Source organism: Terrabacter sp. 2YAF2 (assembly GCF_052114705.1).
GTDB lineage: Bacteria > Actinomycetota > Actinomycetes > Actinomycetales > Dermatophilaceae > Terrabacter.
Genome location: NZ_JBFRFG010000010.1, coordinates 66,023 through 89,326 on the forward strand (window position 1 = coordinate 66,023; position 23,304 = coordinate 89,326).

Annotated in this window: 20 protein-coding genes; 17 read left to right on the forward strand and 3 right to left on the reverse strand. The window is 69.9% G+C overall.

The features are described from left to right. Window positions 1–314: 314 nt before the first annotated feature. Window positions 315–899, forward strand: a complete 585-nt coding sequence (gene rplJ / locus AB4030_RS13060) for a 50S ribosomal protein L10 (RefSeq protein ID WP_442279652.1) — start codon at window positions 315–317, stop codon at window positions 897–899. A gap of 66 nt (window positions 900–965) precedes the next feature. Then, a complete protein-coding gene (gene rplL, locus AB4030_RS13065; protein ID WP_442279653.1) occupies window positions 966–1,352 on the forward strand; it encodes a 50S ribosomal protein L7/L12 in 387 nt (128 codons plus the stop codon). A 241-nt stretch (window positions 1,353–1,593) separates the two neighbouring features. Here the strand turns inward: rplL and AB4030_RS13070 are convergent, their stop codons facing one another. Beyond that, entirely contained in the window at window positions 1,594–2,718 is a 1,125-nt protein-coding gene (locus tag AB4030_RS13070; RefSeq protein ID WP_442279654.1) for a pyridoxal-phosphate-dependent aminotransferase family protein, read from the reverse strand. Beyond that, window positions 2,718–4,109 carry an FAD-binding oxidoreductase gene (locus AB4030_RS13075; RefSeq protein WP_442279655.1) on the reverse strand — a complete coding sequence of 464 codons (1,392 nt, stop codon included), beginning with the start codon at window positions 4,107–4,109 and terminating at the stop codon, window positions 2,718–2,720. The genes AB4030_RS13070 and AB4030_RS13075 overlap by 1 nt, the downstream gene beginning before the upstream one ends. Before the next feature lie 148 nt (window positions 4,110–4,257). Here AB4030_RS13075 and AB4030_RS13080 point away from each other — a divergent pair, with 148 nt between their 5' ends. The 14 genes from AB4030_RS13080 (at window position 4,258) to AB4030_RS13145 (ending at window position 18,765) form a co-directional block, all read left to right on the forward strand. Beyond that, on the forward strand, window positions 4,258–5,151 hold the full coding sequence (locus AB4030_RS13080) for a hypothetical protein (protein ID WP_442279656.1): 894 nt from the start codon (window positions 4,258–4,260) through the stop codon (window positions 5,149–5,151). A gap of 144 nt (window positions 5,152–5,295) precedes the next feature. Continuing rightward, the gene (locus tag AB4030_RS13085; RefSeq protein WP_442279657.1) at window positions 5,296–6,324 is read left to right on the forward strand and encodes an ABC transporter ATP-binding protein; all 1,029 of its coding nucleotides are present in this window, start codon (window positions 5,296–5,298) and stop codon (window positions 6,322–6,324) included. A 1-nt stretch (window position 6,325) separates the two neighbouring features. Further along, window positions 6,326–7,096 carry an MlaE family ABC transporter permease gene (locus AB4030_RS13090; RefSeq protein ID WP_442279658.1) on the forward strand — a complete coding sequence of 257 codons (771 nt, stop codon included), beginning with the start codon at window positions 6,326–6,328 and terminating at the stop codon, window positions 7,094–7,096. 9 nt (window positions 7,097–7,105) lie between these two features. Further along, complete coding sequence (locus tag AB4030_RS13095; protein ID WP_442279659.1) at window positions 7,106–7,972, forward strand: MlaE family ABC transporter permease; 867 nt, start codon at window positions 7,106–7,108, stop codon at window positions 7,970–7,972. Continuing rightward, entirely contained in the window at window positions 7,969–9,336 is a 1,368-nt protein-coding gene (locus AB4030_RS13100; RefSeq protein WP_442279660.1) for an MCE family protein, read from the forward strand. Before AB4030_RS13095 ends, AB4030_RS13100 begins: the two co-directional genes overlap by 4 nt. Then, the gene (locus AB4030_RS13105) at window positions 9,333–10,364 is read left to right on the forward strand and encodes an MCE family protein (RefSeq protein WP_442279661.1); all 1,032 of its coding nucleotides are present in this window, start codon (window positions 9,333–9,335) and stop codon (window positions 10,362–10,364) included. The genes AB4030_RS13100 and AB4030_RS13105 overlap by 4 nt, the downstream gene beginning before the upstream one ends. Continuing rightward, window positions 10,361–11,392: an MCE family protein gene (locus AB4030_RS13110; RefSeq protein ID WP_442279662.1), complete on the forward strand. Its 1,032-nt coding sequence runs from the start codon at window positions 10,361–10,363 to the stop codon at window positions 11,390–11,392. Before AB4030_RS13105 ends, AB4030_RS13110 begins: the two co-directional genes overlap by 4 nt. After that, window positions 11,392–12,606, forward strand: coding sequence for an MCE family protein (locus AB4030_RS13115; RefSeq protein ID WP_442279663.1), 1,215 nt, complete (start codon window positions 11,392–11,394; stop codon window positions 12,604–12,606). The genes AB4030_RS13110 and AB4030_RS13115 overlap by 1 nt, the downstream gene beginning before the upstream one ends. 56 nt (window positions 12,607–12,662) lie before the next feature. Then, window positions 12,663–13,871, forward strand: a complete 1,209-nt coding sequence (locus AB4030_RS13120; RefSeq protein WP_442279664.1) for an MCE family protein — start codon at window positions 12,663–12,665, stop codon at window positions 13,869–13,871. Further along, window positions 13,868–15,166, forward strand: a complete 1,299-nt coding sequence (locus tag AB4030_RS13125) for an MCE family protein (protein ID WP_442279665.1) — start codon at window positions 13,868–13,870, stop codon at window positions 15,164–15,166. The genes AB4030_RS13120 and AB4030_RS13125 overlap by 4 nt, the downstream gene beginning before the upstream one ends. A gap of 25 nt (window positions 15,167–15,191) precedes the next feature. Beyond that, the gene (locus tag AB4030_RS13130) at window positions 15,192–15,797 is read left to right on the forward strand and encodes a hypothetical protein (protein ID WP_442279666.1); all 606 of its coding nucleotides are present in this window, start codon (window positions 15,192–15,194) and stop codon (window positions 15,795–15,797) included. Beyond that, a complete protein-coding gene (locus AB4030_RS13135; RefSeq protein ID WP_442279667.1) occupies window positions 15,781–16,494 on the forward strand; it encodes a hypothetical protein in 714 nt (237 codons plus the stop codon). Before AB4030_RS13130 ends, AB4030_RS13135 begins: the two co-directional genes overlap by 17 nt. A 247-nt stretch (window positions 16,495–16,741) precedes the next feature. Then, on the forward strand, window positions 16,742–17,704 hold the full coding sequence (locus tag AB4030_RS13140; RefSeq protein ID WP_442279668.1) for a nitrilase-related carbon-nitrogen hydrolase: 963 nt from the start codon (window positions 16,742–16,744) through the stop codon (window positions 17,702–17,704). A 50-nt stretch (window positions 17,705–17,754) separates the two neighbouring features. After that, window positions 17,755–18,765: an agmatine deiminase family protein gene (locus tag AB4030_RS13145; RefSeq protein ID WP_442279704.1), complete on the forward strand. Its 1,011-nt coding sequence runs from the start codon at window positions 17,755–17,757 to the stop codon at window positions 18,763–18,765. Window positions 18,766–18,838: 73 nt separating this feature from the next. On the opposite strand, the gene AB4030_RS13150 is transcribed toward AB4030_RS13145, so the two are convergent. Further along, window positions 18,839–19,321, reverse strand: coding sequence for a DUF4282 domain-containing protein (locus AB4030_RS13150; protein ID WP_442279669.1), 483 nt, complete (start codon window positions 19,319–19,321; stop codon window positions 18,839–18,841). Between the two features lie 500 nt (window positions 19,322–19,821). Between AB4030_RS13150 and rpoB the strand changes: the two genes are divergently transcribed. Continuing rightward, window positions 19,822–23,304: a DNA-directed RNA polymerase subunit beta gene (gene rpoB / locus AB4030_RS13155; RefSeq protein WP_442279670.1), complete on the forward strand. Its 3,483-nt coding sequence runs from the start codon at window positions 19,822–19,824 to the stop codon at window positions 23,302–23,304.

Here is a 23,304-nt window from a genome sequence, read left to right on the forward strand (position 1 = left end):
GTCACGGTAAATTCCTACCCGCTGCGGCCGGGGGACCGGCACAGGACCCGCCGGGGAGCGCCGAACCCGATTTGGTCGGGACGGATCGAGCCCGTACTCTGGTCCACGACCAATGACCGCCGGTTGGAGGGCGTGGGCAACCACGATCTCCCGAAGGCCCCGCACGATGCGGGCAGCCAGCGCAGGACACTCAGCCTCACGGCATACCTCGTGTATGTCGCTGCGAGCCCCGAGCGCCCTGCGCCGGGGCTCTTTTCGTGCAGGCCCTCCGGGCCCTTTCGACGGGCGGCACCACGCAAGGGAAGGAGGCCCAGATGGCAAACGCCGAGAAGAGCGCAGCCATTGCCGAGATCACGGACAAGTTCCGTGAGTCCGGTGCGGCCGTTCTCACCGAGTACCGCGGTCTGACCGTGGCCCAGCTCTCGCAGCTGCGCAGCTCGATCCGGGAACACGCCACCTACGCCGTGGTCAAGAACACGCTCACGGAGCGCGCCGCCAAGGAGGCCGGTATCACGGCCTTCGACGGCCACCTCCAGGGCCCCTCGGCCATCGCCTTCATCACCGGTGACCCGGTCGAGGCGGCCAAGGGTCTGCGTGACTTCGCCAAGGCACACCCCCTCCTCGTGATCAAGGCTGGCGTCCTCGACGGCAAGACCTTGTCCCCCGAGGAGATCACGAAGCTCGCGGACCTCGAGTCCCGCGAGGTTCTGCTGGCCAAGCTTGCGGGCGCCATGAAGGGCTCCCTCACCAAGGCCGCCTACCTCTTCGTTGCTCCTCTGTCGCAGACGGCCCGTGTGGTCGAGGCTCTGCGTCAGAAGCGCGAGGAGGAGGGCACCGCCACGGAGGCTCCGGCCGCCGAGGCAACCACCGACGTCGCCGAGGGTGGCGACGAGAGCTGACGCCCACCGGCGTCCGCTCGATTCATCAATCAGCCACTCACGGCAAGTAACAGGAAGGAAGCCACCATGGCGAAGCTCAGCACCGACGAGCTCCTTGACGCTTTCAAGGAAATGACCCTCATCGAGCTCTCCGAGTTCGTGAAGCAGTTCGAGGAGACCTTCGAGGTCACCGCTGCTGCCCCCGTCGCCGCCGCCCCCGCGGCCGGCGCTGGCGGCGCTGCCCCCGCCGAGGAGGAGGAGAAGGACTCGTTCGACGTCGTTCTCGTCGCCGCCGGTGAGAAGAAGATCCAGGTCATCAAGGAGGTCCGCGCGCTCACGAGCCTCGGCCTCAAGGAGGCCAAGGACCTCGTCGACGGCGCTCCCAAGCCCGTTCTCGAGGGTGTCGACAAGGCTGCGGCCGAGAAGGCCAAGGACCAGCTCGAGGGCGCCGGCGCCACCGTCGAGCTCAAGTGATCTGACCCGGCTGAGCCGGGATCACTGCTCTACCGCGAAGGCGGGTCCGACCACTGGTCGGACCCGCCTTCTGCTGCCCCCGGTCGCGGGGGGCAGCGGCGCTCGCGGCGTGGAGCGTCGGCGGCCGTCCCAGCGCACGTGCCCGCCTCCGATGCCGCTCCCACCGCCGCGCCCCGCGTGGGTCGAGGTGATCCGCGACGGCATACGGTCGCGCAATACCTCGACCGGTCAGGGACGGGGGTCAGGCGGCGTGGGCCAGGGCGTCCTTGAGGGCGGCGAGGACGAGGGCGACACGGTCGGGTCGGGCGTTGTGGCCCATCAGGCCGATGCGCCACACGGTCGAGGCGAACTCGCCCACCCCGGCGCCGATCTCGAGGTCGTGCCGCTCGAGCAGGTAGGCGCGGACCGCGGCGGAGTCGACGCCCTCGGGGACGCGGACCGTCGTCAGCTCCGGGAGGCGCGCGCCTTCCTGCGCGAAGAGCGTCAGGCCCATCTCCTCGAGACCGTCCTGGAGCAGGCGTCCGGCCTCGGCGTGGCGGTCCCAGACCTTCTCGAGGCCCTCGTCGGCGATGCGTTGCAGACCGGCGTGCAGGCTGACGACCATCGCCGTCGGGGCGGTGTGGTGGTAGGTGCGCTTGCCGGACCCGGAGGCCTCGCCGACGTAGCCGCCGAGCAGGCCGAGGTCGAGGTACCACGACGAGGGCTTGAGGACGCGACGCTCGAAGGCGCGGTCACTGATGGTGAAGGGGGCGAGTCCGGGGGCGACGCCGAGGCACTTCTGGGTGCCGGCATAGCCGATGTCGATGCCCCAGTCGTCGGCGCGCAGCTCGATGCCGCCGATGCTCGTCACGGCGTCGACGAGGAGCAGCGCGTCGCCCTTGACGGCGCCGAGGGCGGCGATGTCGGAGCGGACACCCGTGGAGGTCTCGGCGTGGACGGCGGCGATGATCTTCGGTGACGGGTGGGCAGCGGCGACCCGCTCGGCGTCGACGGGGGTGCCCCACTCGTGCTCGACGCGGACGACCTCGGCACCGTGGCGTCCCGCGACGTCGACCATGCGCTCGCCGAAGAGGCCGTTGACCGCGACGACGACGACGTCGCCGGGGGAGACGGTGTTGACGAACGCCGCCTCCATCCCGGCCGACCCGGTGGCCGACAGGGGCAGGGTCCTGCGGTTGTCGGTGCCCCAGACGTAGCGGAGCAGGTCGCACGTCTCGTCCATGATCGCCAGGAAGTCGGGGTCCAGGTGGCCGAGCAGCGGCGCCGCCAGGGCGAGGGTCGCCTCGGGGTAGGGGTTGCACGGGCCAGGGCCGAAGAGGTGCCGGTCGGCGATCGGGCGGCGGGTGGTGGCGGGGGGAGTGGTCATCAGAATCCTGCTCCGGGGTTGAGGATGCCCTGCGGGTCGAGGGCGTTCTTGATGCGATGGGTGAGGGCCATGACGTCCGGCCCGAGCTGTTCGGGGAGGGCGTCGCGCTTGAGGCGGCCGATGCCGTGCTCGCCCGTGATGGTGCCGCCGAGACCGATCGCGAGGCTCATGACCTCCGAGAAGGCCAGGGTCGCGCGCTCCTTCGCGCCGGCGTCACCGGCGGGGTAGACGATGACGGGGTGGGTGTTGCCGTCTCCGGCGTGCGCGACGACCGGGATCTCCACCTCGTGGCGACGAGAGATCTCGGCGATGCCGGCCAGGAGGTCCGGCAGGCGCGGCACCGGCACCCCGACGTCCTCCAGCATGATCGCGCCACGCCGTTCGATGGCGAGGATGGCGGCGCGGCGAGCTGCCACGAACATCTCTCCCTCGACCGCGTCCGTCGTCGTGAAGCACTCGCGAGCGCCCCCGGCCTCGCACAGCTGCTGCATGACGGCGATCTCCTCGCCGCGAGCTGCGCCGGGCGCGTCCGACTGCGCGAGCAGCATCGCCCCGGCGTCACGGTCGAGGCCCATGCTGCGGTGGTCCTCGACGGCGTTGACGGAGGTCTGGTCCATCAGCTCCATCATCGACGCGCGGAGGGTGTTGCCGACCGCGACGACCACTCGGGCCGCGTCCTCGACGGTGTCGAAGGTGGCGACGAGCGTCGCAGGCGGCGCCTGGGCCGGAACGAGCCGCAGGGTCGCCCGCGTCACGATGCCGAGGGTGCCCTCGCTGCCGACGAAGAGCTTGACGAGCGAGAGCCCCGCAGTGTCCTTGACCCGCTGTCCGCCGAGGTGCACCAGCGTGCCGTCGGCGAGGACGACGTCGAGACCCAGCACGTAGTCGGTCGTCACGCCGTACTTGACGCAGCACAGCCCGCCGGCGTTGGTCGCGACGTTGCCGCCGATGGAGCAGATCTCGAACGACGACGGGTCGGGCGGGTACCAGAGCCCGTGCTCGGCCGCGGCCTGCTTGACCTCGACGTTGAGGGCGCCGGCCTCGACGACGGCGGTGCGCGTCGCCGGGTCGATCCCCACGGCCCGCATCCGCTCGAGACTCAGCACGAGGCAGCCGTCGATGGCGTTCGCGCCGCCCGACAACCCGCTGCCCGCTCCTCGAGGCACGACGGGTATGCCGTGCTCGCCGGCCCAGCGCACGGTGGCCTGCACGTCGGCCGCGCTCGACGCGCGGACCACGGCGAGCGGCACACCGGCGCCGGCGTCAGCGGTGTAGTCGAAGCGGTAGGCCGCCACGCTGTCGGGCTCGGTCACCAGGGCGCCCGGCGTCAGGGACTCGGCAAGCCCCTCGAGGGCCCTCAGGTCGGGAGCGTCCTTGCTCACTGTCGTCACCGGACCACCGTAACCACGACCGTCGGGTCGTGCGCTCGGCGACGCGATGGCGTATGCCGTTCCGCCCGGTCGGGACCGGCCGACCCGCTCCAGCGGACACCCCGGCACGCCACGTCGATCCGTCGACCCCGCCCGGTAGGTTTTCCGCATGGGATGGCTGTCGCGCACCTTCAGGCCCGATGCCGGCGACGTTGCCGAGGCAACGGCGCCCGCCGCCGGCGGCGCACCGCCGGCGCCGTCCGTCCCGGTGCCTGCTGCAGCCGGACGGACGACAGGAGCGTCGAGCCCCCAGGGCCGCTACGGGCCCCTCGTCTCGGTGACCCGTTTCGACACCGCGCCCCCGGAGCTCGAGTGGCAGCTGCCCCTCAACGGTGAGCTCTACCGGGTCGTGCCGGGCTCCGACCGTCCGGACTACTCACTCTTCGTCCTCGAGCGGCCCGTCCACTTCTACCCCCGCGACGGCTTCGACCTGGACCGGGTCGAGCCGGAGCAGCAGGTGCAGGACCGCAAGGGCCGCACCATGGTCCGGGTGCACGCGCTGCTGCTGTGCGCACGCTTCGTCGGCCAGCAGCTGCACCCGGGCATGACCGACCTCGCCGTCAACCTCGCCTACGTCATCGACAACTCCCTGGCCCGCGACGCCGAGGTCGACTTCGCCAAGATCGAGTTCGCCGGGACCGGCTTCCTCAGCGAAGGGCACGCACCCGGTCACGACACGGAGACCGCGGCCACCACGCGGCATACGACCTCGGACGTTCTCGACGAGCTGGCCTGGACGCTGCGGCACGGGATCGAGGAGCTGCGCGGTGCGCCCCTCCACCGGATGACCGCGGCCATCACCGTCGATGGTGACCACCGCCTGACCGGGCTGTCGGGCAATGCCGACGGGCAGGCCCCCGTGCCCACCCCGGACACGTTCGGCCGCATGGCCGAGGTGCTCGGGCGCCTCGCCGAGCTCGACGGCGGCGAGCGCATCGCGTCAGTCACGCTGCGCGTCGACGACGGCGGGGTCGGCCACGAGGTCACCGGCACCCACGGCTGACGTCGTCACGCCGCCGGCGTCGGTGATTCGTGGCGCCGAGCGCCACGAGTCCACGGCACAGAACTCACCCGTAACTTCCCCTGAGTCCTGTCGTTTCCCCCGTAGCCGAGTCGAGACGGCCAGAGAGACACAGGTAGGTGCCACATGGGTGTGGAGATCGCGGTCACGGGTCTGACCAAGACCTTCGGTTCGCAGACGATCTGGCGGGACGTGACCCTCACGCTTCCCGCGGGGGAGATCTCGGTCATGCTCGGGCCTTCGGGCACGGGCAAGTCCGTCTTCCTCAAGACGCTCGTCGGGCTGCTCAAGCCGGACGCCGGCTCGATCGTCATCAACGGGCGCGACCTGACGCGCCTGCGCGAGGCCGACCTCTACGAGGTGCGCAAGCTGTTCGGTGTCCTCTTCCAGGACGGCGCCCTCTTCGGGTCCATGACCCTCTACGACAACGTCGCCTTCCCGCTGCGCGAGCACACGAAGAAGTCCGAGGCCGAGATCAAGCGCATCGTCAACGAGAAGATGGAGCTCGTCGGTCTCTCGGGCGCCGAGAGCAAGCTCCCGGGTGAGATCTCCGGCGGCATGCGCAAGCGCGCCGGCCTGGCCCGCGCGCTGGTGCTCGACCCCGAGATCCTCCTCATCGACGAGCCCGACTCGGGCCTCGACCCGGTGCGCACCTCCTACATCAACCAGCTCTTCATCGACCTCAACGCCCAGATCGACGCGACCTTCCTCATCGTCACGCACGACATCAACACGGCTCGCACCGTGCCCGACAACATCGGGCTGCTCTACCACAAGCACTTGGCGATGTTCGGCCCGCGCGAGATGCTGCTGAGCTCGGAGGAGCCGGTCGTGCGCCAGTTCCTCAACGCCCAGACCGTGGGCCCGATCGGCATGTCGGAGGAGAAGGACGCCGACGAGCTGGCGGCCGAGGAGGGCCAGGAGCTGCCCCCGCTGCCACCCATCGCCCTCCAGCTGCGCACGAGCGACGGGTCGCCGCGTCGCGCGGAGCGCCCGGCAGGGGACTGGTGTCGCGCCAACGGCGTGACCCCTCCGCCCGGCTCCTTCCTGTCCGACAAGGCGGGCGTCCCCGGCGTCCGCTCCGCGCCGGCCACGCCGACGGCCGTCCAGCCCACCACGGCGGAGTCTCCCGAGCTCGTCGGCGAGGTGAGCTGACGTGGCCGCGCCCCTCACCGGTGCCCTGAGGCAGTCGGGCTCCCTCTTCGCCCTCGCCCTCGACGTCATGAGGGCCCTGCCGAAACGTCCGTTCCAGGTCAAGGAGTTCATCCAGCAGGCGTGGTTCATCGCCAGCGTGACCATCCTGCCGACGGCCCTCGTGTCCATCCCGTTCGGCGCCGTCATCGCCCTCCAGCTCGGCACGCTGACCCGCCAGCTCGGGGCTCAGTCCTACACCGGAGCGGCGAGCGTGCTCGCGGTGCTCCGCGAGGCGAGCCCCATCGTGACCGCCCTGCTCATCGCGGGCGCCGGCGGCTCGGCGATCTGCGCCGACATCGGTTCCCGCAAGATCCGCGAGGAGATCGACGCCATGGAGGTGCTCGGCATCAGTCCGATCCAGCGCCTCGTCGTGCCCCGCGTCCTCGCCTCGATGCTCGTCGCCGTCCTGCTCAACGGCCTCGTCTCGGTCGTCGGGGTCGTCGGTGGCTACGTCTTCAACGTCATCGTCCAGGGCGGCACGCCGGGCGCCTACATCGCCAGCTTCACCGCACTGGCGCAGCTGCCCGACCTGTGGACCGCCGAGATCAAGGCGCTGATCTTCGGCGCCATCTCCGCGGTGGTGGCCGCCTTCAAGGGGCTGAACGCCGGCGGCGGTCCGAAGGGCGTGGGTGACGCCGTGAACCAGAGCGTCGTCATCACCTTCATGCTGCTCTTCGTCGTCAACTTCGTCATCACGGCCGTGTACTTCCAAGTCGTCCCGCAGAAGATCTGAGAGGCGACGATGGCAACCAAGACGGACAAGACGACCCGTGGCGCGAGCGCGGAGCGGCTGCTCGACCTCGCGTCCAGGCCCTCGCGGGCGCTCGACTCACTCGGCGAGCAGATGCGCTTCTACGTGCGCTCGCTCGCGTGGAGCGGTCGCACGCTTCGCCGCTACAAGAAGGAGGTCGTCCGACTGCTCGCCGAGGTGTCGCTCGGCACCGGTGCGCTCTCGGTCATCGGCGGCACGGTCGGCGTCATCGCCTTCCTCGCCTTCTTCACCGGGACCGAGGTCGGTCTGCAGGGTTACTCGTCCCTCGAGCAGCTCGGGACCGGCGCCTTCACCGGCTTCTTCTCGGCCTACCTCAACACCCGTGAGATCGCCCCGCTCGTCGCGGGCCTGGCGCTCGCCGCGACCGTCGGCTGCGGCTTCACGGCGCAGCTCGGCGCCATGCGCATCTCCGAGGAGGTCGACGCCCTCGAGGTCATGGGCATCCCCTCGCTGCCGTTCCTCGTCACGACCCGCATGATCGCGGGCTTCATCGCCGTCATCCCGCTCTACGTCCTGGGGCTGCTCAGCTCGTATGCCGCCACGCGGTTCATCGCCACGGCGTACTTCGGTCAGTCCGAGGGCACCTACGACCACTACTTCCACCTGTTCCTGCCGCCCGGTGACGTGTTCTGGTCGTTCGCGAAAGTCATGGTCTTCGCCGTCGTCATCATCCTCATCCACTGCTACTACGGCTACACCGCCTCGGGTGGTCCGGCCGGTGTCGGCGTCGCGGTCGGCACGGCGGTGCGCACCTCGATCGTCGCCATCAACATCGTCGACTTCTTCCTCTCCCTCGCCATCTGGGGTGCCACGACGAGCGTGAGGATCGCCGGATGACCGTCACGCCGACCGATGCCGCCACGGACGTCAGCACCGACGCGACACCGGGCCCGATCACCCAGCACACGCGGAAACGCCTGGGGCAGAAGGCATACGGAATCGTCTTCCTCCTCGTGCTGGCGCTGCTCCTCGGCCTCGCGATCGCGTCGTTCCAGAAGCGCTTCACGCCCGTCGTCATGGTTACGCTCGAGACGGACCGCCTGGGCAGCCAGCTGCAGGAGAGCTCGGACGTCAAGCTGCGCGGCCTGCTCGTCGGCGAGGTGCGCCACGTCGAGGCCACGCCGACGGGGGCGCGGCTGGAGCTGGCGCTCCAGCCCGACGAGGTCGCGAAGATCCCGTCGAACGTCACCGCGCGCCTGCTGCCCAAGACCCTCTTCGGCGAGCGCTACGTCGACCTGGTCACGGCGGCCCAGCCGGCGCGACCGATCCGGGCCGGCGACGTCATCCCGCAGGACCGCAGCCGGGTGTCCATCGAGCTCGAGACCGTCCTCGACAACCTCTACCCGCTGCTGCGCACGGTCCAGCCGGCCAAGCTGGCCACCACCCTCAACGCGCTGTCGACGACCCTCGACGGCCGCGGCGACCAGATCGGTCGCAACCTCGTGCTCGTCGACCGCTACCTCAAGGCGCTCAACCCCAGCATGCCGACGATCCAGAAGGACATCTCGCTGGTCGCCGACACCGCTGACCTCTACGCCGGGGTCGCCCCCGACTTCTTCCGCCTCACCGAGTCGCTCCGGGTCACCAACAAGACCATCGTCGAGAAGAACCAGCAGCTCGCGGCCTTCCTCGTCGGCACGGCCGGCTTCGCCAACGACGCAGCGGGGTTCCTGCACGACAACGAGCAGCGCATCATCCAGGTCGGGCAGGTGAGCAAGCCGACCCTGCAGCTGCTCGCGGAGTACTCGCCCATCTACCCGTGCGTGGCCTCCGGCCTGGTCAACTGGCTCCCGCGCGCCAACGCGGCCTTCTCCGGCGGCACCTTCCACATCACCCTGGAGGTCGTGCCACCCCGCCAGCCGTACCGGCCGGGGGAGGAGCCGCGCTGGGACGACAAGCGCGGGCCCCACTGCTACGGCCTGCCGACACCGGGCGGTTCCCAGTCCAACCCCTTCGCCGGCAACCACTTCGACGACGGCACCCAGCCCGCGAGCAACGCCCAGCCCTTCTCCGCCGTGCCGCAGGCGCTGCTCGGCAACGCGTCCGCCGCGGACTCCGGGAGCTCCGGCACTGCCGATGAGCAGCGCGTCGTCGGCGCCCTCCTCGCCCGCGACGGCCACCCCGTCGACCAGGACACGAGCAGCATCCAGACCCTGCTCGCCGGTCCGATGATGCGCGGCACGGTGGTGAGCACGCGATGAAGGTCAAGGGCTCACTCGTCAAGCTCATCATCTTCGCGGCGGTCACGCTCTTCGCGACGAGCATCCTCGCGCTGACCATCGCGAACATCCAGTTCGGGTCCAAGGCGACCTACACGGCCGTCGTCAGCGACGCCACGGGCGTGATCCCCGGTCAGGACGTCCGCATCGCCGGTGTCCGGGTCGGCGAGGTGACCGACGTGCGCGTCGCCCGTGACGCGAGGTCCGACGGCGCCACGGCCGACATCGACTTCTCGGTGCTCAAGAGCTCGGTCCTCACCCAGGGCACCGAGGTGACCGTCAAGTACCGCAACCTCGTCGGCCAGCGCTACCTCGCGCTGTCCCAGGGCGCGGGCGCGCCGGCGCCGCTGGCGGACGGCTCGACGATCCCGCTGTCGCGCACCCACCCGGCGCTCGACCTCACCGTGCTCTTCAACGGCTTCAAGCCGCTCTTCGCGGCGCTGTCCCCGAGCGACGTCAACGAGCTCTCGGGTCTGCTCATCCAGACCCTGCAGGGGGAGGGCGGCGACGTGAACTCCCTGCTCGCCAAGACGGCCAGCCTCACGTCCGCCATCGCCGACCGCGACGCCGTCATCGGTCGCACCATCGACAACCTCAACACCGTGCTCGGCACGGTCGACGCCCATGACCAGCAGCTGCTCTCACTCATCGACCAGCTCCAGCGGTTCACGAGCGGGCTCGCCGCCGACCGCGAGACGATCGGACGTTCGCTGTCCGGCATCAACACGCTCTCGGCAGAGACCGCCGACCTGCTCGTCTCGACGCGACCGCTCATCAAGGACGACGTCGCCCAGCTGCGTACTCTCGCCACGACCCTCAACAAGCCGGGGAACGTCAAGGAGTTCGAGGACTTCATCACCGGCGCCCCGGGCCGCATCACCACCCTGACCCGCACGGCGACCTACGGCTCGTGGTTCAACTTCTACCTCTGCAAGTTCGACACGCGGAGCCCGATCCTGCCCGGCGTCAGCCCCACCTACGACGTCGCGTCTGCGAGGTGCAAGTCGTGAGCATCCCCTTCCGAGAGCGCAACCCGGTCCCCATCGGCGCGGTCGGACTGCTCGTCATCGCCGTGCTGCTCTACCTGGCCTTCAACGCGTCCAACCTGCCGATCATCGGCGGCGGGACGGCCTACAGCGCAGCCTTCTCGGAGGCCGGCGGCATCAAGCCCGACGACGACGTGCGCATCGCCGGCGTCAAGGTCGGCAAGGTGACGGGCGTCGACCTCGAGAACGGCCACGTCCGTGTCGACTTCACGATCACCGAGGACGCGAGCTTCGGCCCGCAGACCGGCGCCTCGATCCGGATGAAGACGATCCTCGGCGAGAAGTACGTCGCGCTCGACCCCAAGGGCCAGGGCCAGCTCGACCCGGACGCGCAGATCCCCCTGGCGCGCACGGTCAGCTCCTACGACATCGTCAACGCCTTCCAGGACCTGACGACGACCACCGAACGCATCGACACCGGCCAGCTGGCGACGTCCCTCGGTGTCATCGCCACGGAGTTCAAGGACAGCCCGAAGTACGTCAAGGCCACCCTCGACGGCCTGTCCCGCCTCTCGCGCACCGTCGCGAGCCGCGACGCGGAGCTGGGCTCGCTGCTCCAGCGGGCCAACAGCGTCAGTGGTCTCGTGCGCAGCCGCAACGACCAGGTGAGCACCCTCATCAAGGACGCCGACCTGCTCATGGTCGAGCTGGTCAAGCGCCGCGACGACATCCGCACGCTCTTCCGCAACACCTCGGCGCTCGCGACGCAGCTCACCGGGCTGGCCCGGGACAACCGGGCCCAGCTGAAGCCGGCCCTCGCCGAGCTCGACAAGACCCTGGCCCTGCTCCAGAAGCACGAGACCGACCTGCAGAAGACGATCGACGCCATGGCGCCGTTCACGCGCGTCTACGCCAACACGCTCGGCACCGGTCGCTGGTTCGACACGTGGGTCTCCAACCTCGTCGTCCCCGTCGGCACGCCCGGGCTGGCCCTGCCCGGGACGAAGCTGCCCGACCTGCTCCTTCCCGGCACCTCCGGAGGTGGTCGCTGATGCCCGCGTCCCGCGTGTCACGTATGCCGTTCGGCCGCCTCCACGGTCCCGCCACCGTGCTCGGCAAGGTGGTGACCGGCCTCGTCGTCGTCGCGCTCGTCGCGGCGGCCGTCGTCTTCTGGCCGCACCAGGGCCAGACGGCGGTCAGTGCCGACTTCACCCGGGCGGTCGGTCTCTACCCGGGCTCCGACGTGCGCATCCTCGGGGTCAAGGTCGGCAAGGTCGACACCGTGACCCCCGAGGGTGACCACGTGCACGTGACCTTCAGCTACGACGACAAGTACCGCGTGCCGGCCTCGGCGAAGGCCGCCATCGTCGCACCGTCGCTCGTCTCGGACCGTTACGTCCAGCTGCTCCCCGTCTACCAGTCCGGGCCCGCGATGGCCGCCGGGACCAGGATCCCGCTCGAGCGCACCGCGGTTCCCGTCGAGCTCGACCGCGTGTCCCAGAGCCTCGACGACCTCATGGTGGCGCTCGGACCCGACGGCGCCAACAAGAACGGCGCGCTCAACGAGCTGCTGCGCACGTCCGCGGCCAACCTGGACGGCAACGGCGACAAGATCAACGGCACGGTCCACGACCTGTCGACCGCGCTGTCGACCTTGTCCGGGAGTCGTGACGACCTCTTCGGCACGGTCAAGAACCTCCAGTCCTTCACCTCGATGCTGGCCACGAACAACACGCAGGTGCGTCGGCTCAACTCCGACCTCGCCACGGTCGCGACCCAGCTCAGCGAGGAGCGCGAGAACCTCAAGGCGACGCTCGAGAGCCTCGGTGTCGCCGTCGACGAGGTCTCGGGCTTCGTCGCCGACAACCGGGCCCTGCTCAAGAGCGACCTCGACCGGACGGTCAGCGTGACCAACGCGGTCGTCAAGAGCCGCCAGGCGCTGGCGCAGGTCCTCGAGAACGCGCCCGTCGCGCTGTCGAACCTCCAGAACGCCTACCACCCCCAGACCGGCACGCTCGACACCCGCAACAACGCCAAGGGACTCGACGACCCGTTGCTGCTCGTGTGCTCGATCCTGACCGGGCCGACGCAGACCGGGAACACCAAGCTGTGCGACTCGCTCAAGAGCGCACTCCTGCCGAAGCTGCCCACCCTCCCCTCGCTGCCGAGCGGCGCTGCGCTGCAAGGCACCCCGCAGCCGAGCGGCCTGGTCAACCTGCGCGGTGCCGACCCCACCCTCGGCGGACTGCTCGGAGGCTCCCGATGACGTATGCCGACCCACGGGGGGCCACGCCCCCCGTGACCCCCCCGAGGAAGACCCGCGTGGTGACCATCGCGCTCAGCCTGCTGACCCTCGTAGGGGTCTCCGGCTGCAGCGCCTACGACCTGCCACTCCCCGGCGGTGCCGGCACGGGCGACAACTCCTACACCGTCACGGCCGAGTTCGCCGACGTCCTCGACCTCGTGCCCCAGTCGTCGGTCAAGGTCAACCAGGTCACCGTGGGCTCGGTCGAGGACATCCAGGTGACGGGCTGGACCGCGACGGTGCGGATGCGGCTGCCCGGCAACGTCGTGCTGCCGGACAACGCCACCGCCGAGCTCAAGCAGACCTCGCTGCTCGGCGAGAAGTACGTCGCGCTCGCAGCTCCGACCGACGCGCCGCCCCAGGGCCGTCTCGGGCAGGGGGACCGCATCCCGCTGACGCGGACCAGCCGCAACCCCGAGGTCGAGGAGGTCCTCGGGGCGATGTCGCTGCTGCTCAACGGTGGTGGCGTCGCCCAGCTGAAGACCATCGAGGTCGAGCTCGACAACGCGCTCCGTGGCCGCACCGGCGACGTCAAGGACCTCGTCACGCAGCTGAACACGTTCGTCGGCGGACTCGACGCACAGAAGGGCGAGATCGTCCGCGCCATCGACAGCATCGACCGGCTGTCGTCGACGCTCGCGAAGAACCAGGCCAAGATCGCCGCAGCGCTGGACGAGCTGCCGAAGGGCCTGACGATCCTCGCCGACCAGCGCCGCCAGCTCACCGCGATGCTCACCGCCCTGCAGAACCTCGGCGAGGTCGGAACGCGCGTCATCCGCGGGTCGCGGGCCGACCTCGAGGCCAACCTCCGGGCGATCAGCCCGATCCTGCGCGAGCTCAACAAGGCAGGTGACGACCTGCCGAAGAGCTACCAGCTGCTGCTGACCTACCCCTTCCCGAACAACGCGCAGAACACCATCAAGGGTGACTTCACCAACCTCTGGGCGACCCTCGACACCAACCTCGGCACCATCGCCGACAACCTCGGCGTCGGCAAGCTGCCGAACGTACCGGGTGCGGCACTGCCCTCGGTGCAACTGCCCTCCGTCCCCCTGCCTCCGGGGCAGGTGCCGAAGCTGCCCCTGCCGACGGTCCCGCTGCCGACGGTCACCGGCGTGCCGGCCCCGACCTTGCCAGGCGGGCTCCTTGGGTCGGGTCCGTCCGGGTCGGGCTCGGCCGATGCCGCCTCCTGGTCCACGCTCTTCCCCACGGGAGGTTCCCGATGATCACCAGGACCGTGCGGCTCCAGCTCGCCGCCTTCGCCCTGCTGTCCGTCACACTCGTCGCCATCCTCTCGGCCAGCTACGTCGGGCTGACCGACAAGATCGCCGGCGGCAGCTACGTCGTGTCAGCCGACCTCGCGCAGTCGGGCGGCATCTTCGTGGGCGCCGAGGTGACCTACCGTGGCGTCACGGTGGGCAAGGTCGAGGCGCTGCGCCTGTCAGGTGACGGCGTCGCGGTCGACGCCAGGCTCGATCGCGGTACCGAGATCCCGAAGGACACCAAGGCCGTCGTCGAGAACCGCTCGGCGGTGGGGGAGCAGTACCTCGACCTGCAACCGCGCAGCTCCCGGGCGCCCTACCTCGCCTCCGGTGACGTCATCCCCCGCGACCGCACCGCCTTCCCGATCCGCATCGACCAGCTGCTCCAGCACGTCGACGACACCGTCGCGTCGGTGCCGCGCGACGCCCTCGTCACCACGGTGGACGAGCTGGCCCAGGCGTTCAAGGGCGGCGGCACGGACCTGCAGCGGCTCATCGACTCGGGCGACGCCCTGACGGCCGCCGCGTCCGAGGCGCTTCCGCAGACCACGCGCCTCATCGACGACGGCCGGATCGTCCTCGACACCCAGGTCCGGAGCGGCGCCGACATCCGCACGAGCGTGTCCGGCTTCGCGAACGTCGCCGATGCCCTGCGCGAGGCCGACCCCGACCTGCGCGTCGTCCTCGACCGCGGGACCGTGGCGGTGCAGCAGCTCGATGCCCTGATCTCGGAGAACAAGCAGAGCCTCTCCGCGCTCCTCGCCAACTTCATCACCATCGGCAACGTGACGACCGCCCGTCTCGACGGCATCGAACAGCTCCTCGTCACCTACCCCGACGTCGTCACCGGTGGCTTCACGGTCGTGCCCGGGGACGGGACCGCCCACTTCGGTCTCGTCCTCAACGTGGACGACCCGAAGGCCTGCGAGGCCGGCTACGAGGGCACGACGAAGGTCGACCCGCACCGCACGACGGGGCTGCCGCCGGTCAACCTCGACGCCCACTGCGCCGCCTCGCGCGGCTCGGGCGTCAACGTCCGCGGTGCGCAGAACGCCCCGAAACCCACCCGGGGAGGGCAGAGCGGCCAGAGCTACCCGATGGCCTTCGGGGCCACCCCCGTGGCACTGGGAAACCGGGCCGTGACCTCCGGCAGCCCCTCCTCGTTGACAGTGCAGTCGCCGGTCGCACCGGCCGGTGGCGACGGACGGACCGACAACGGCACGAGCTGGCTCTGGATGATGCAGGAGGCGCTCCGCTAGCCGGTGACGGAAGGAAACCCCCTCAATGACGATGGTCAACACCCACCCGGAGACCGAGCGGCCGCAGCCGCCCGAGAGCTCCCCGGACCGCGAGCCGAACCGCTCGGCCGCCACCGCCCCGGATGCGACGGACGCCGCAGGCACGTGGCGCCCCACCCCACGCCTGCTGTGGATCCTGGCTGCCGTGCTCCTGCTCGCTGCCGTCGCGGTCACGGCGACCCTCGGCCGCTCGGTCTGGCAGCAGCAGCGCGACGCCGACAACCGCGCTGCGGCCCTGGCCGCCGGGCGTCAGATCGCGGTGAACTTCGTGACGATGAACGCCGCGTCCTTCGACGCCGACACCAAGCGCGTCCTCGATGAGTCCACCGGCGCGTTCCAGAAGGAGTATGCGTCCACGCTGGCCCAGCTGAAGCCGGTCGTCACCGCCAACAAGACGGTCTCCACCGTGGAGCGGGCCGAGGCCTCGCTCGTGTCCAGTGACGACGACTCGGCGAAGGTCATCGTCGGGATCGTCGCCCCGACCTCCAACGCCTCGACCCCTCAGGCCGAGAAGAAGACCTATCGGCTCCGGCTCGACCTCGTCAAGATCGGCGACGCGTGGAAGGTGAGCACCCTTGACTTCGTCAGCTGAACCCCGCCGTCCAGTCGGCGCAGCCAGCCCTCGCAAGCGGGTGGCCGGCGCCCGCCGCCGACCTTCCGCCGACGCGTCCGCCGCCTCGACGCTCGTGCTGCCGCCCCGCTTGGTCCCCGAGCGCCCGGTCGACGCGGAACCCTCGACGAGCGAGTTCGACGAGCCGAGCGAGCACGCCGGGAACCGTCGACGCACTGTGGGTGCCGGCGGCTCACGGCGCCTGTGGGCTCCGGCGATCGGTGCCAGCCTCGCGCTCGCCCTGCTCGCGGCATCCCTCGTCTACGCCCTTCGCCCCTCGGTCTCCGACACCGACCGCGCCGCCGCCGTCGGCTCGGCGCGCACGACGCTCGAGAGCCTGCTCAGCTACAGCGGTGCCGCCTTCGACAAGCACATCGGGGAGGTCACCCCCCAGCTGGCCTCGCCGTTCAAGGACCAGTTCACCAAGGTCGCGGCCACCGACATCAAGCCCATGGCCGTCAAGAACGACGCCACGGTGCAGGCGAAGGTCTACGACGCCGGCGTGATGGACTCGACGGGTGACGGCGGCGAGGGCACGACGGTGCGCGTCATGGCATTCGTCAACCAGGCGACGACCACCAAGGCGCAGCAGGCTCCCGCCATCGACCAGAACCGGGTCATCGCGACCATGCGCAAGGTCGGCGACCGCTGGCTGGTCAGCGAGCTGTCCGCCTACTGAGTCGGCCCAGACCCACCCTCGGTCGGCCGCGGTTCCACGGCCCACGGAGCCGCGACCCCGGGTGGTTTTCGGGGGTTCACGGGGGCGCAGGCCCGCCAGGGCCGTGAGCTCCCGTGGGGTGGTTTTCGGGGGTTCACGGGGGCGCAGGCCCGCCAGGGCCGTGAGCTCCCGTGGGGTGGTTTTCGGGGGTTCACGGGGGCGCAGGCCCGCCAGGGCCGTGAGCTCCCGTGGGTGCATACTTCCTGCTGTGAAGCTTCTCCAGGCCAATGGCGTCCCAGAGTCCCTCGCCCGAGTCCAGCAGCCCGACACGGCCCCCGTGCGGGTCGGCCTCGTCCAGCACGAGTGGGTCGACGATCCCGACGCCCTCGTCGAGACGCTCCGGGACGGCATCCGCACGGCGGCCGAGGCCGGCGCCTCGATCGTCTTCCTGCCCGAGCTGACGCTGTCCCGCTACCCGGCCGACACGTTGCCCGAGGGCACCCCGTCGGCCACTGCCGAGGACCTGGACACCGGCCCGACGGTGAGCTTCGCCCGAGCCGCTGCTCGCGACTTCGGGGTCCATGTCCATGCCTCCCTCTACGAACGTGCCGACCAGGGCGACGGGCTGGGCTTCAACACCGCCGTCGTCGTGGCCCCCAGCGGTGAGGTCGTGGCGCGGACCCGCAAGACCCACATCCCTGTCACCGCCGGCTACTACGAGGACAAGTACTTCCGTCCCGGACCCCCGGATGACGCGTATCCCGTTGTCGCGCTTGGCGACCCGTCCCTCAGGCTCGGGCTCCCGACGTGCTGGGACGAGTGGTTCCCCGAGGTGGCCCGGCTCTACTCCCTGGCCGGCGCCCAGGTGCTCTGCTACCCGACCGCCATCGGCTCGGAGCCCGACCATCCCGCCTTCGACACCCAGCCGCTGTGGCAGCAGGTCATCGTCGGCAACGGCATCGCCAACGGCCTGTTCATGGTCGTGCCCAACCGCTTCGGCACCGAGGGCCTCATCACCTTCTACGGCAGCTCGTTCATCTCCGACCCCTACGGCCGGATCCTCGTCCAGGCACCACGCGACGAGGCGGCCGTCCTCGTCGCGGACCTCGACCTCGCGCAGCGCCGTGACTGGCTCGAGCTCTTCCCGTTCCTCTCGACCCGCCGGCCGGACTCGTATGCAGCCCTGACGGCCCCGGTGCGTGACGAGCACCGTCACGAGGCGGGGCAGTGACTGACGCCGTCTCGGCACCGGGGGACGCGGCCGGCCCGGCCGGCTGGCGTATGCCGTCGGAGACCGATCGCCACGAGTGCACGTGGATGGCGTGGCCCAGCCAGGGCTACACGCTCGGTGACACCCCGGACGAGGTGGCCACCGCTCGTCGCACCTGGGCCGCTGTCGCGAACGCGGTCGTGCAGTTCGAGCCGGTCCGCATGGTCGTCGTCCCCGGAGACGTCGCCGTCGCCCAGGAGCACCTGCACCCGGACGTCGAGCTCGTGCCGGCCGCCCTGGACGACGCGTGGATGCGTGACATCGGCCCGACCTTCGTCCGGTCGGCGGACGGCACGCGCCTGGGAGCGGTCGACTGGGTGTTCAACGGTTGGGGCGCCCAGTCGTGGGCCGCCTGGGAGCACGACGCGCGCATCGGCGCCCTCGTCGGCGGCCTGAGCGGCGCCGAGGTCATCGGCTCGTCGCTCGTGAACGAGGGGGGCGGCATCCACGTCGACGGGCTGGGCACCGTGCTGCTCACCGAGACGGTGCAGCTCGACCCGGGTCGCAACCCGGGACTGACCCGAGCGGACGTCGAGGCAGAGCTCGCCCGCACCATCGGCGTCACGTCGTGCGTGTGGCTGCCACGGGGTCTGACCCGCGACTACGACGAGTTCGGCACCCGCGGTCACGTCGACATCGTGGCGACGATCGCGAGCCCCGGCGTCGTGCTGCTCCACGAGCAGCGGGACCCGTCGCACCCCGACCATGCCGTCTCTCGCGAGCTGCGTGAGCTCCTCGAGAACGCCCGCGACGCTCGGGGCGAGCGCTTCGAGGTCGTCGGCGTCCCGGCGCCGCGGACCCTCGCCGACGCAGAGGGTCCGGTCGACTGGTCCTACATCAACCACCTCGTCGTCAACGACGGCGTCATCGCGTGCTCGTTCGGTGACGAGCAGGACGACGCGTCCCTGGGCATTCTCGGCGAGGCATACCCGGGGCGCCGCGTGGTCGGTGTCGATGCGCGTCCGCTCTTCGACCGCGGCGGAGGCATCCACTGCATCACCCAGCAGCAGCCCGCCCTCTGATCGAAGGAGCAGTTCGTCCGAAGCCGTCAAGGCCCGGACGAACTGCTCCTTCGATCGGGACGGGGGTGGCCGGTCAGGCCTGGGGGAGGCGCTTGTGGATGTCCTCGCTCATGCGCACCACCGAGAGGTAGAACTCGAGGGTCATCCGGATGACGGCGAGGTAGATCACGACGAAGACCGGCCCGAGGATGAGGGCGCCGAGGCCCGCGCCGAGACTGTTCGCGAAGCCGGCGATGACGAAGATGAGCCAGGTCACAGCGAGGGCGACCGTCGCGAGCACGTAGACGAAGCGCACGAGGATCGGCGTGACGAAGTTGGTGAAGCTGAAGTCGAAGAGTGCGGCGAAGAAGCCGGCCCCCTCCCTCGCGGGGTCGGGCAGGCTCGACATGCCGCCGGACCCGGCGGGCGGGGCCACCGGGACCCGCGGCGGTGGGGGAGGGGTGCTGCCTGCACCGGGAGCGGGTGCCATTGGCTGGTTGCTCGGCAGCGGGGTGGTCGGGTCGCCACCGACCGGGCGGTTGAAGGACGGTTGCTCGGGCGGGTTGGGATCGGACATGGCTTCCCTCTCGGAAGGAGTCGTCAACGGATCGCTGGCGTGCCTCATGCTAGGACGGCGCCGTGCCGCTGCCCCCGGAACAGCGCGTCCACCGGGCGTGTTCCTGCAGGTCAGCGGGCTCCGACCCCGGCCGCGCCGGGGCGCGGCGACGCGCCTGCACAGGGGTGGGTCTTGACGCCAGCCCCGCGGAGGGCCATATTCGTCGCGTTCGCATCGCGAGCTCCCGGTCCAGGGGGCGTGGCAGGTCACGTCGAGGGCAGTCGGTCGTTTCGAGACCGGGTGGCCCCTCGTCGGACGACCTCCGCTCCTTGACCCGGCTGGACACTCCTGCCCTTTGTGGGTAGGCTAGGCCTTTGCGCTGCCCATGCCCATCCTTCGCGACCTCGGTCAGGCCACTCCCCATTGCCTCACGGCATTCGGCATGACCTCGGGACCCGCGAGCGGAGCCATGCGGCAACGCGGATCTGAAGATTCGAAAAAGGCCCGTGGAAGGACCCTCCTTGGCTGCCTCGCGTACTGCGACGAACATGTCCACCGCACAGACCCCTTCGGGGCGTCTGTCCTTCGCGAAGATTCGCGAACCACTCGAGGTCCCCGACCTCCTGGCGCTTCAGACGGAGAGCTTTGACTGGCTGCTCGGCAACGAGCGCTGGCAGGCTCGCGTCGCCGCGGCCAAGGCCGAGGGACGCACCGACGTCCCGGACCGGTCCGGGCTCGAGGAGATCTTCGAGGAGATCTCCCCGATCGAGGACTTCAGCGGCTCGATGTCGCTGTCGTTCCGCGACCACCGCTTCGAGGAGACCCGCAAGACGATCGAGTCGTGCAAGGAGCGCGACCAGACGTACGACGCGCCGCTCTTCGTGACCGCCGAGTTCATGAACGCCCAGACGGGCGAGATCAAGAGCCAGACGGTCTTCATGGGCGACTTCCCGCTCATGACCGAGCGCGGCACCTTCATCATCAACGGCACCGAGCGTGTCGTCGTCTCGCAGCTCGTCCGCAGCCCGGGCGTGTACTTCGAGCGCACGCCCGACAAGACGTCCGACAAGGACATCTACACCGCCAAGATCATCCCGAGCCGCGGTGCCTGGCTCGAGTTCGAGATCGACAAGCGCGACATGGTCGGCGTCCGCGTCGACCGCAAGCGCAAGCAGTCGGTCACCGTGCTCCTCAAGGCCCTCGGCTGGACCGAGGCCCAGATCCTCGAGGAGTTCGGCGAGTTCGAGTCGATGCGCCTCACCCTGGAGAAGGACCACACCCAGGGCCAGGACGACGCCCTGCTCGACATCTACCGCAAGCTGCGCCCGGGCGAGCCGCCGACCAAGGAGGCCGCGCAGACGCTGCTCGACAACCTCTACTTCAACGGCAAGCGCTACGACCTCGCCAAGGTCGGCCGCTACAAGGTGAACAAGAAGCTCGGTCTCGACGCCTCGATCAACGACTCGACCCTGTCGATCGACGACATCGTCAAGACGATCAAGTTCATCGTCACGCTGCACGACGGCCAGGACTCGATGAAGGGCGTCAAGAACGGCGACGAGATCGACGTGCGCGTCGAGGTCGACGACATCGACCACTTCGGCAACCGTCGCCTGCGCTCCGTCGGCGAGCTCATCCAGAACCAGGTCCGCACCGGCCTGTCCCGCATGGAGCGCGTCGTCCGCGAGCGCATGACCACGCAGGACGTCGAGGCGATCACGCCGCAGACCCTGATCAACATCCGCCCCGTGGTGGCCTCGATCAAGGAGTTCTTCGGCACGTCGCAGCTCTCGCAGTTCATGGACCAGAACAACCCGCTCGCGGGTCTGACGCACAAGCGTCGTCTGTCCGCGCTCGGCCCGGGTGGTATCTCCCGTGACCGCGCCCAGATGGAGGTCCGTGACGTCCACCCGTCGCACTACGGCCGCATGTGCCCGATCGAGACCCCGGAAGGCCCGAACATCGGCCTCATCGGCTCGCTCGCGTCCTACGGTCGCATCAACGCGTTCGGCTTCATCGAGACGCCGTACCGCAAGGTGCGTGACGGTCACGTCACCGACGAGATCGACTACCTGTCCGCCGACGAGGAGGACCGCTACGTCGTCGCCCAGGCCAACGCGCCGCTCGACAAGCAGAACAACTTCACCGAGGACCGCGTGCTCGTGCGCACCAAGGGTGGAGAGGTCGAGCTCGTCCCCGGCGACGAGGTCGACTACATGGACGTCTCGCCGCGCCAGATGGTGTCCGCCGCGACCGCGATGATCCCGTTCCTCGAGCACGACGACGCCAACCGTGCCCTCATGGGCGCGAACATGCAGCGTCAGGCCGTCCCGCTCGTCAAGAGCGAGGCGCCCATCGTCGGCACCGGCATGGAGTTCCGCGCCGCCCTCGACTCGGGCGACGTCGTCCGCGCCGAGAAGGCCGGTGTCGTGCAGGAGGTGTCGGCTGACCTCGTCACCGTCGCCAACGACGACGGCACCTACCAGACGTACCGCATCGCCAAGTTCGCGCGCTCCAACCAGGGCACGAGCTACAACCAGGTCGTCGTCGTCAACGAGGGCGACCGTCTCGAGGCCGGCGGCGTCATCGCCGACGGTCCCGCGACCGAGGGTGGCGAGATGGCGCTCGGACGCAACCTGCTCGTCGCGTTCATGTCGTGGGAGGGCCACAACTACGAGGACGCGATCATCCTCAGCCAGCGCCTGGTCCAGGACGACGTCCTCTCCTCGATCCACATCGAGGAGCACGAGGTCGACGCCCGTGACACCAAGCTCGGCCCCGAGGAGATCACCCGGGACATCCCGAACGTCTCCGAGGAGGTCCTGGCCGACCTCGACGAGCGCGGCATCATCCGCGTCGGCGCCGAGGTCCGCGACGGCGACCTGCTCGTCGGCAAGGTCACGCCCAAGGGTGAGACCGAGCTGACGCCGGAGGAGCGCCTGCTGCGCGCCATCTTCGGTGAGAAGGCGCGCGAGGTCCGTGACACGAGCCTCAAGGTGCCCCACGGCGAGACCGGCACGGTCATCGGTGTCAAGGAGTTCCGGGCCGACATGGGCGACGACCTGCCGCCCGGTGTCAACCAGCTCGTCCGCGTCTACGTGGCCAACAAGCGCAAGATCACCGACGGTGACAAGCTCGCCGGCCGCCACGGCAACAAGGGCGTCATCTCCAAGATCCTCCCGGTCGAGGACATGCCCTTCCTCGAGGACGGCACGCCGGTCGACGTCGTGCTCAACCCGCACGGTGTGCCGCGTCGTATGAACCTCGGCCAGATCCTCGAGCTGCACCTCGGCTGGGCCGCCTCGCGCGGCTGGAAGATCGAGGGCAGCCCGGAGTGGGCCAAGGAGATCGCGCCCGACGCGCACGAGGCCCCTGCGGGCACGCGCGTGGCGACGCCGGTCTTCGACGGTGCCTCCGAGGACGTCGTCACGGGTCTGCTCGACTCGACGCTCAAGACGCGCGACGGGGTTCGCCTCATCGACGCCTCGGGCAAGACGCGCCTCTTCGACGGCCGCTCCGGCGAGCCGTTCCCGGAGCCCGTCGCGGTCGGCTACATGTACATCCTCAAGCTCCACCACCTCGTCGACGACAAGATCCACGCTCGCTCGACGGGCCCCTACTCGATGATCACCCAGCAGCCGCTCGGCGGTAAGGCCCAGTTCGGTGGCCAGCGCTTCGGTGAGATGGAGGTCTGGGCCCTCGAGGCGTACGGCGCCGCCTACACGCTCCAGGAGCTGCTGACGATCAAGTCGGACGACGTTCCCGGCCGCGTGAAGGTCTACGAGGCCATCGTCAAGGGCGAGAACATCCCCGACTCGGGCATCCCGGAGTCGTTCAAGGTCCTCCTCAAGGAGATGCAGTCCCTGTGTCTCAACGTCGAGGTCCTGAGCAGCGACGGCACGACGATCGAGATGAAGGAGTCCGACGAAGAGGTCTTCCGCGCAGCGGAGGAGCTCGGCATCGACCTGAGCCGGCGTGAGCCGTCCAGCGTCGAAGAGGTCTGA

Excerpts from the sequence above, each read along its gene's own strand:
- AB4030_RS13130 (WP_442279666.1), top strand. The coding sequence starts at position 15,192 with ATGACGATGGTCAACACCCACCCGGAGACCGAGCGGCCGCAGCCGCCC.
- AB4030_RS13115 (WP_442279663.1), top strand. The coding sequence starts at position 11,392 with ATGCCCGCGTCCCGCGTGTCACGTATGCCGTTCGGCCGCCTCCACGGT.
- AB4030_RS13105 (WP_442279661.1), top strand. The coding sequence starts at position 9,333 with ATGAAGGTCAAGGGCTCACTCGTCAAGCTCATCATCTTCGCGGCGGTC.
- AB4030_RS13125 (WP_442279665.1), top strand. The coding sequence starts at position 13,868 with ATGATCACCAGGACCGTGCGGCTCCAGCTCGCCGCCTTCGCCCTGCTG.
- AB4030_RS13080 (WP_442279656.1), top strand. The coding sequence starts at position 4,258 with ATGGGATGGCTGTCGCGCACCTTCAGGCCCGATGCCGGCGACGTTGCC.
- AB4030_RS13070 (WP_442279654.1), bottom strand. The coding sequence starts at position 2,718 with ATGACCACTCCCCCCGCCACCACCCGCCGCCCGATCGCCGACCGGCAC.
- AB4030_RS13085 (WP_442279657.1), top strand. The coding sequence starts at position 5,296 with ATGGGTGTGGAGATCGCGGTCACGGGTCTGACCAAGACCTTCGGTTCG.
- AB4030_RS13150 (WP_442279669.1), bottom strand. The coding sequence starts at position 19,321 with ATGTCCGATCCCAACCCGCCCGAGCAACCGTCCTTCAACCGCCCGGTC.
- rplJ (WP_442279652.1), top strand. The coding sequence starts at position 315 with ATGGCAAACGCCGAGAAGAGCGCAGCCATTGCCGAGATCACGGACAAG.
- AB4030_RS13095 (WP_442279659.1), top strand. The coding sequence starts at position 7,106 with ATGGCAACCAAGACGGACAAGACGACCCGTGGCGCGAGCGCGGAGCGG.
- AB4030_RS13145 (WP_442279704.1), top strand. The coding sequence starts at position 17,755 with ATGCCGTCGGAGACCGATCGCCACGAGTGCACGTGGATGGCGTGGCCC.
- rplL (WP_442279653.1), top strand. The coding sequence starts at position 966 with ATGGCGAAGCTCAGCACCGACGAGCTCCTTGACGCTTTCAAGGAAATG.
- AB4030_RS13100 (WP_442279660.1), top strand. The coding sequence starts at position 7,969 with ATGACCGTCACGCCGACCGATGCCGCCACGGACGTCAGCACCGACGCG.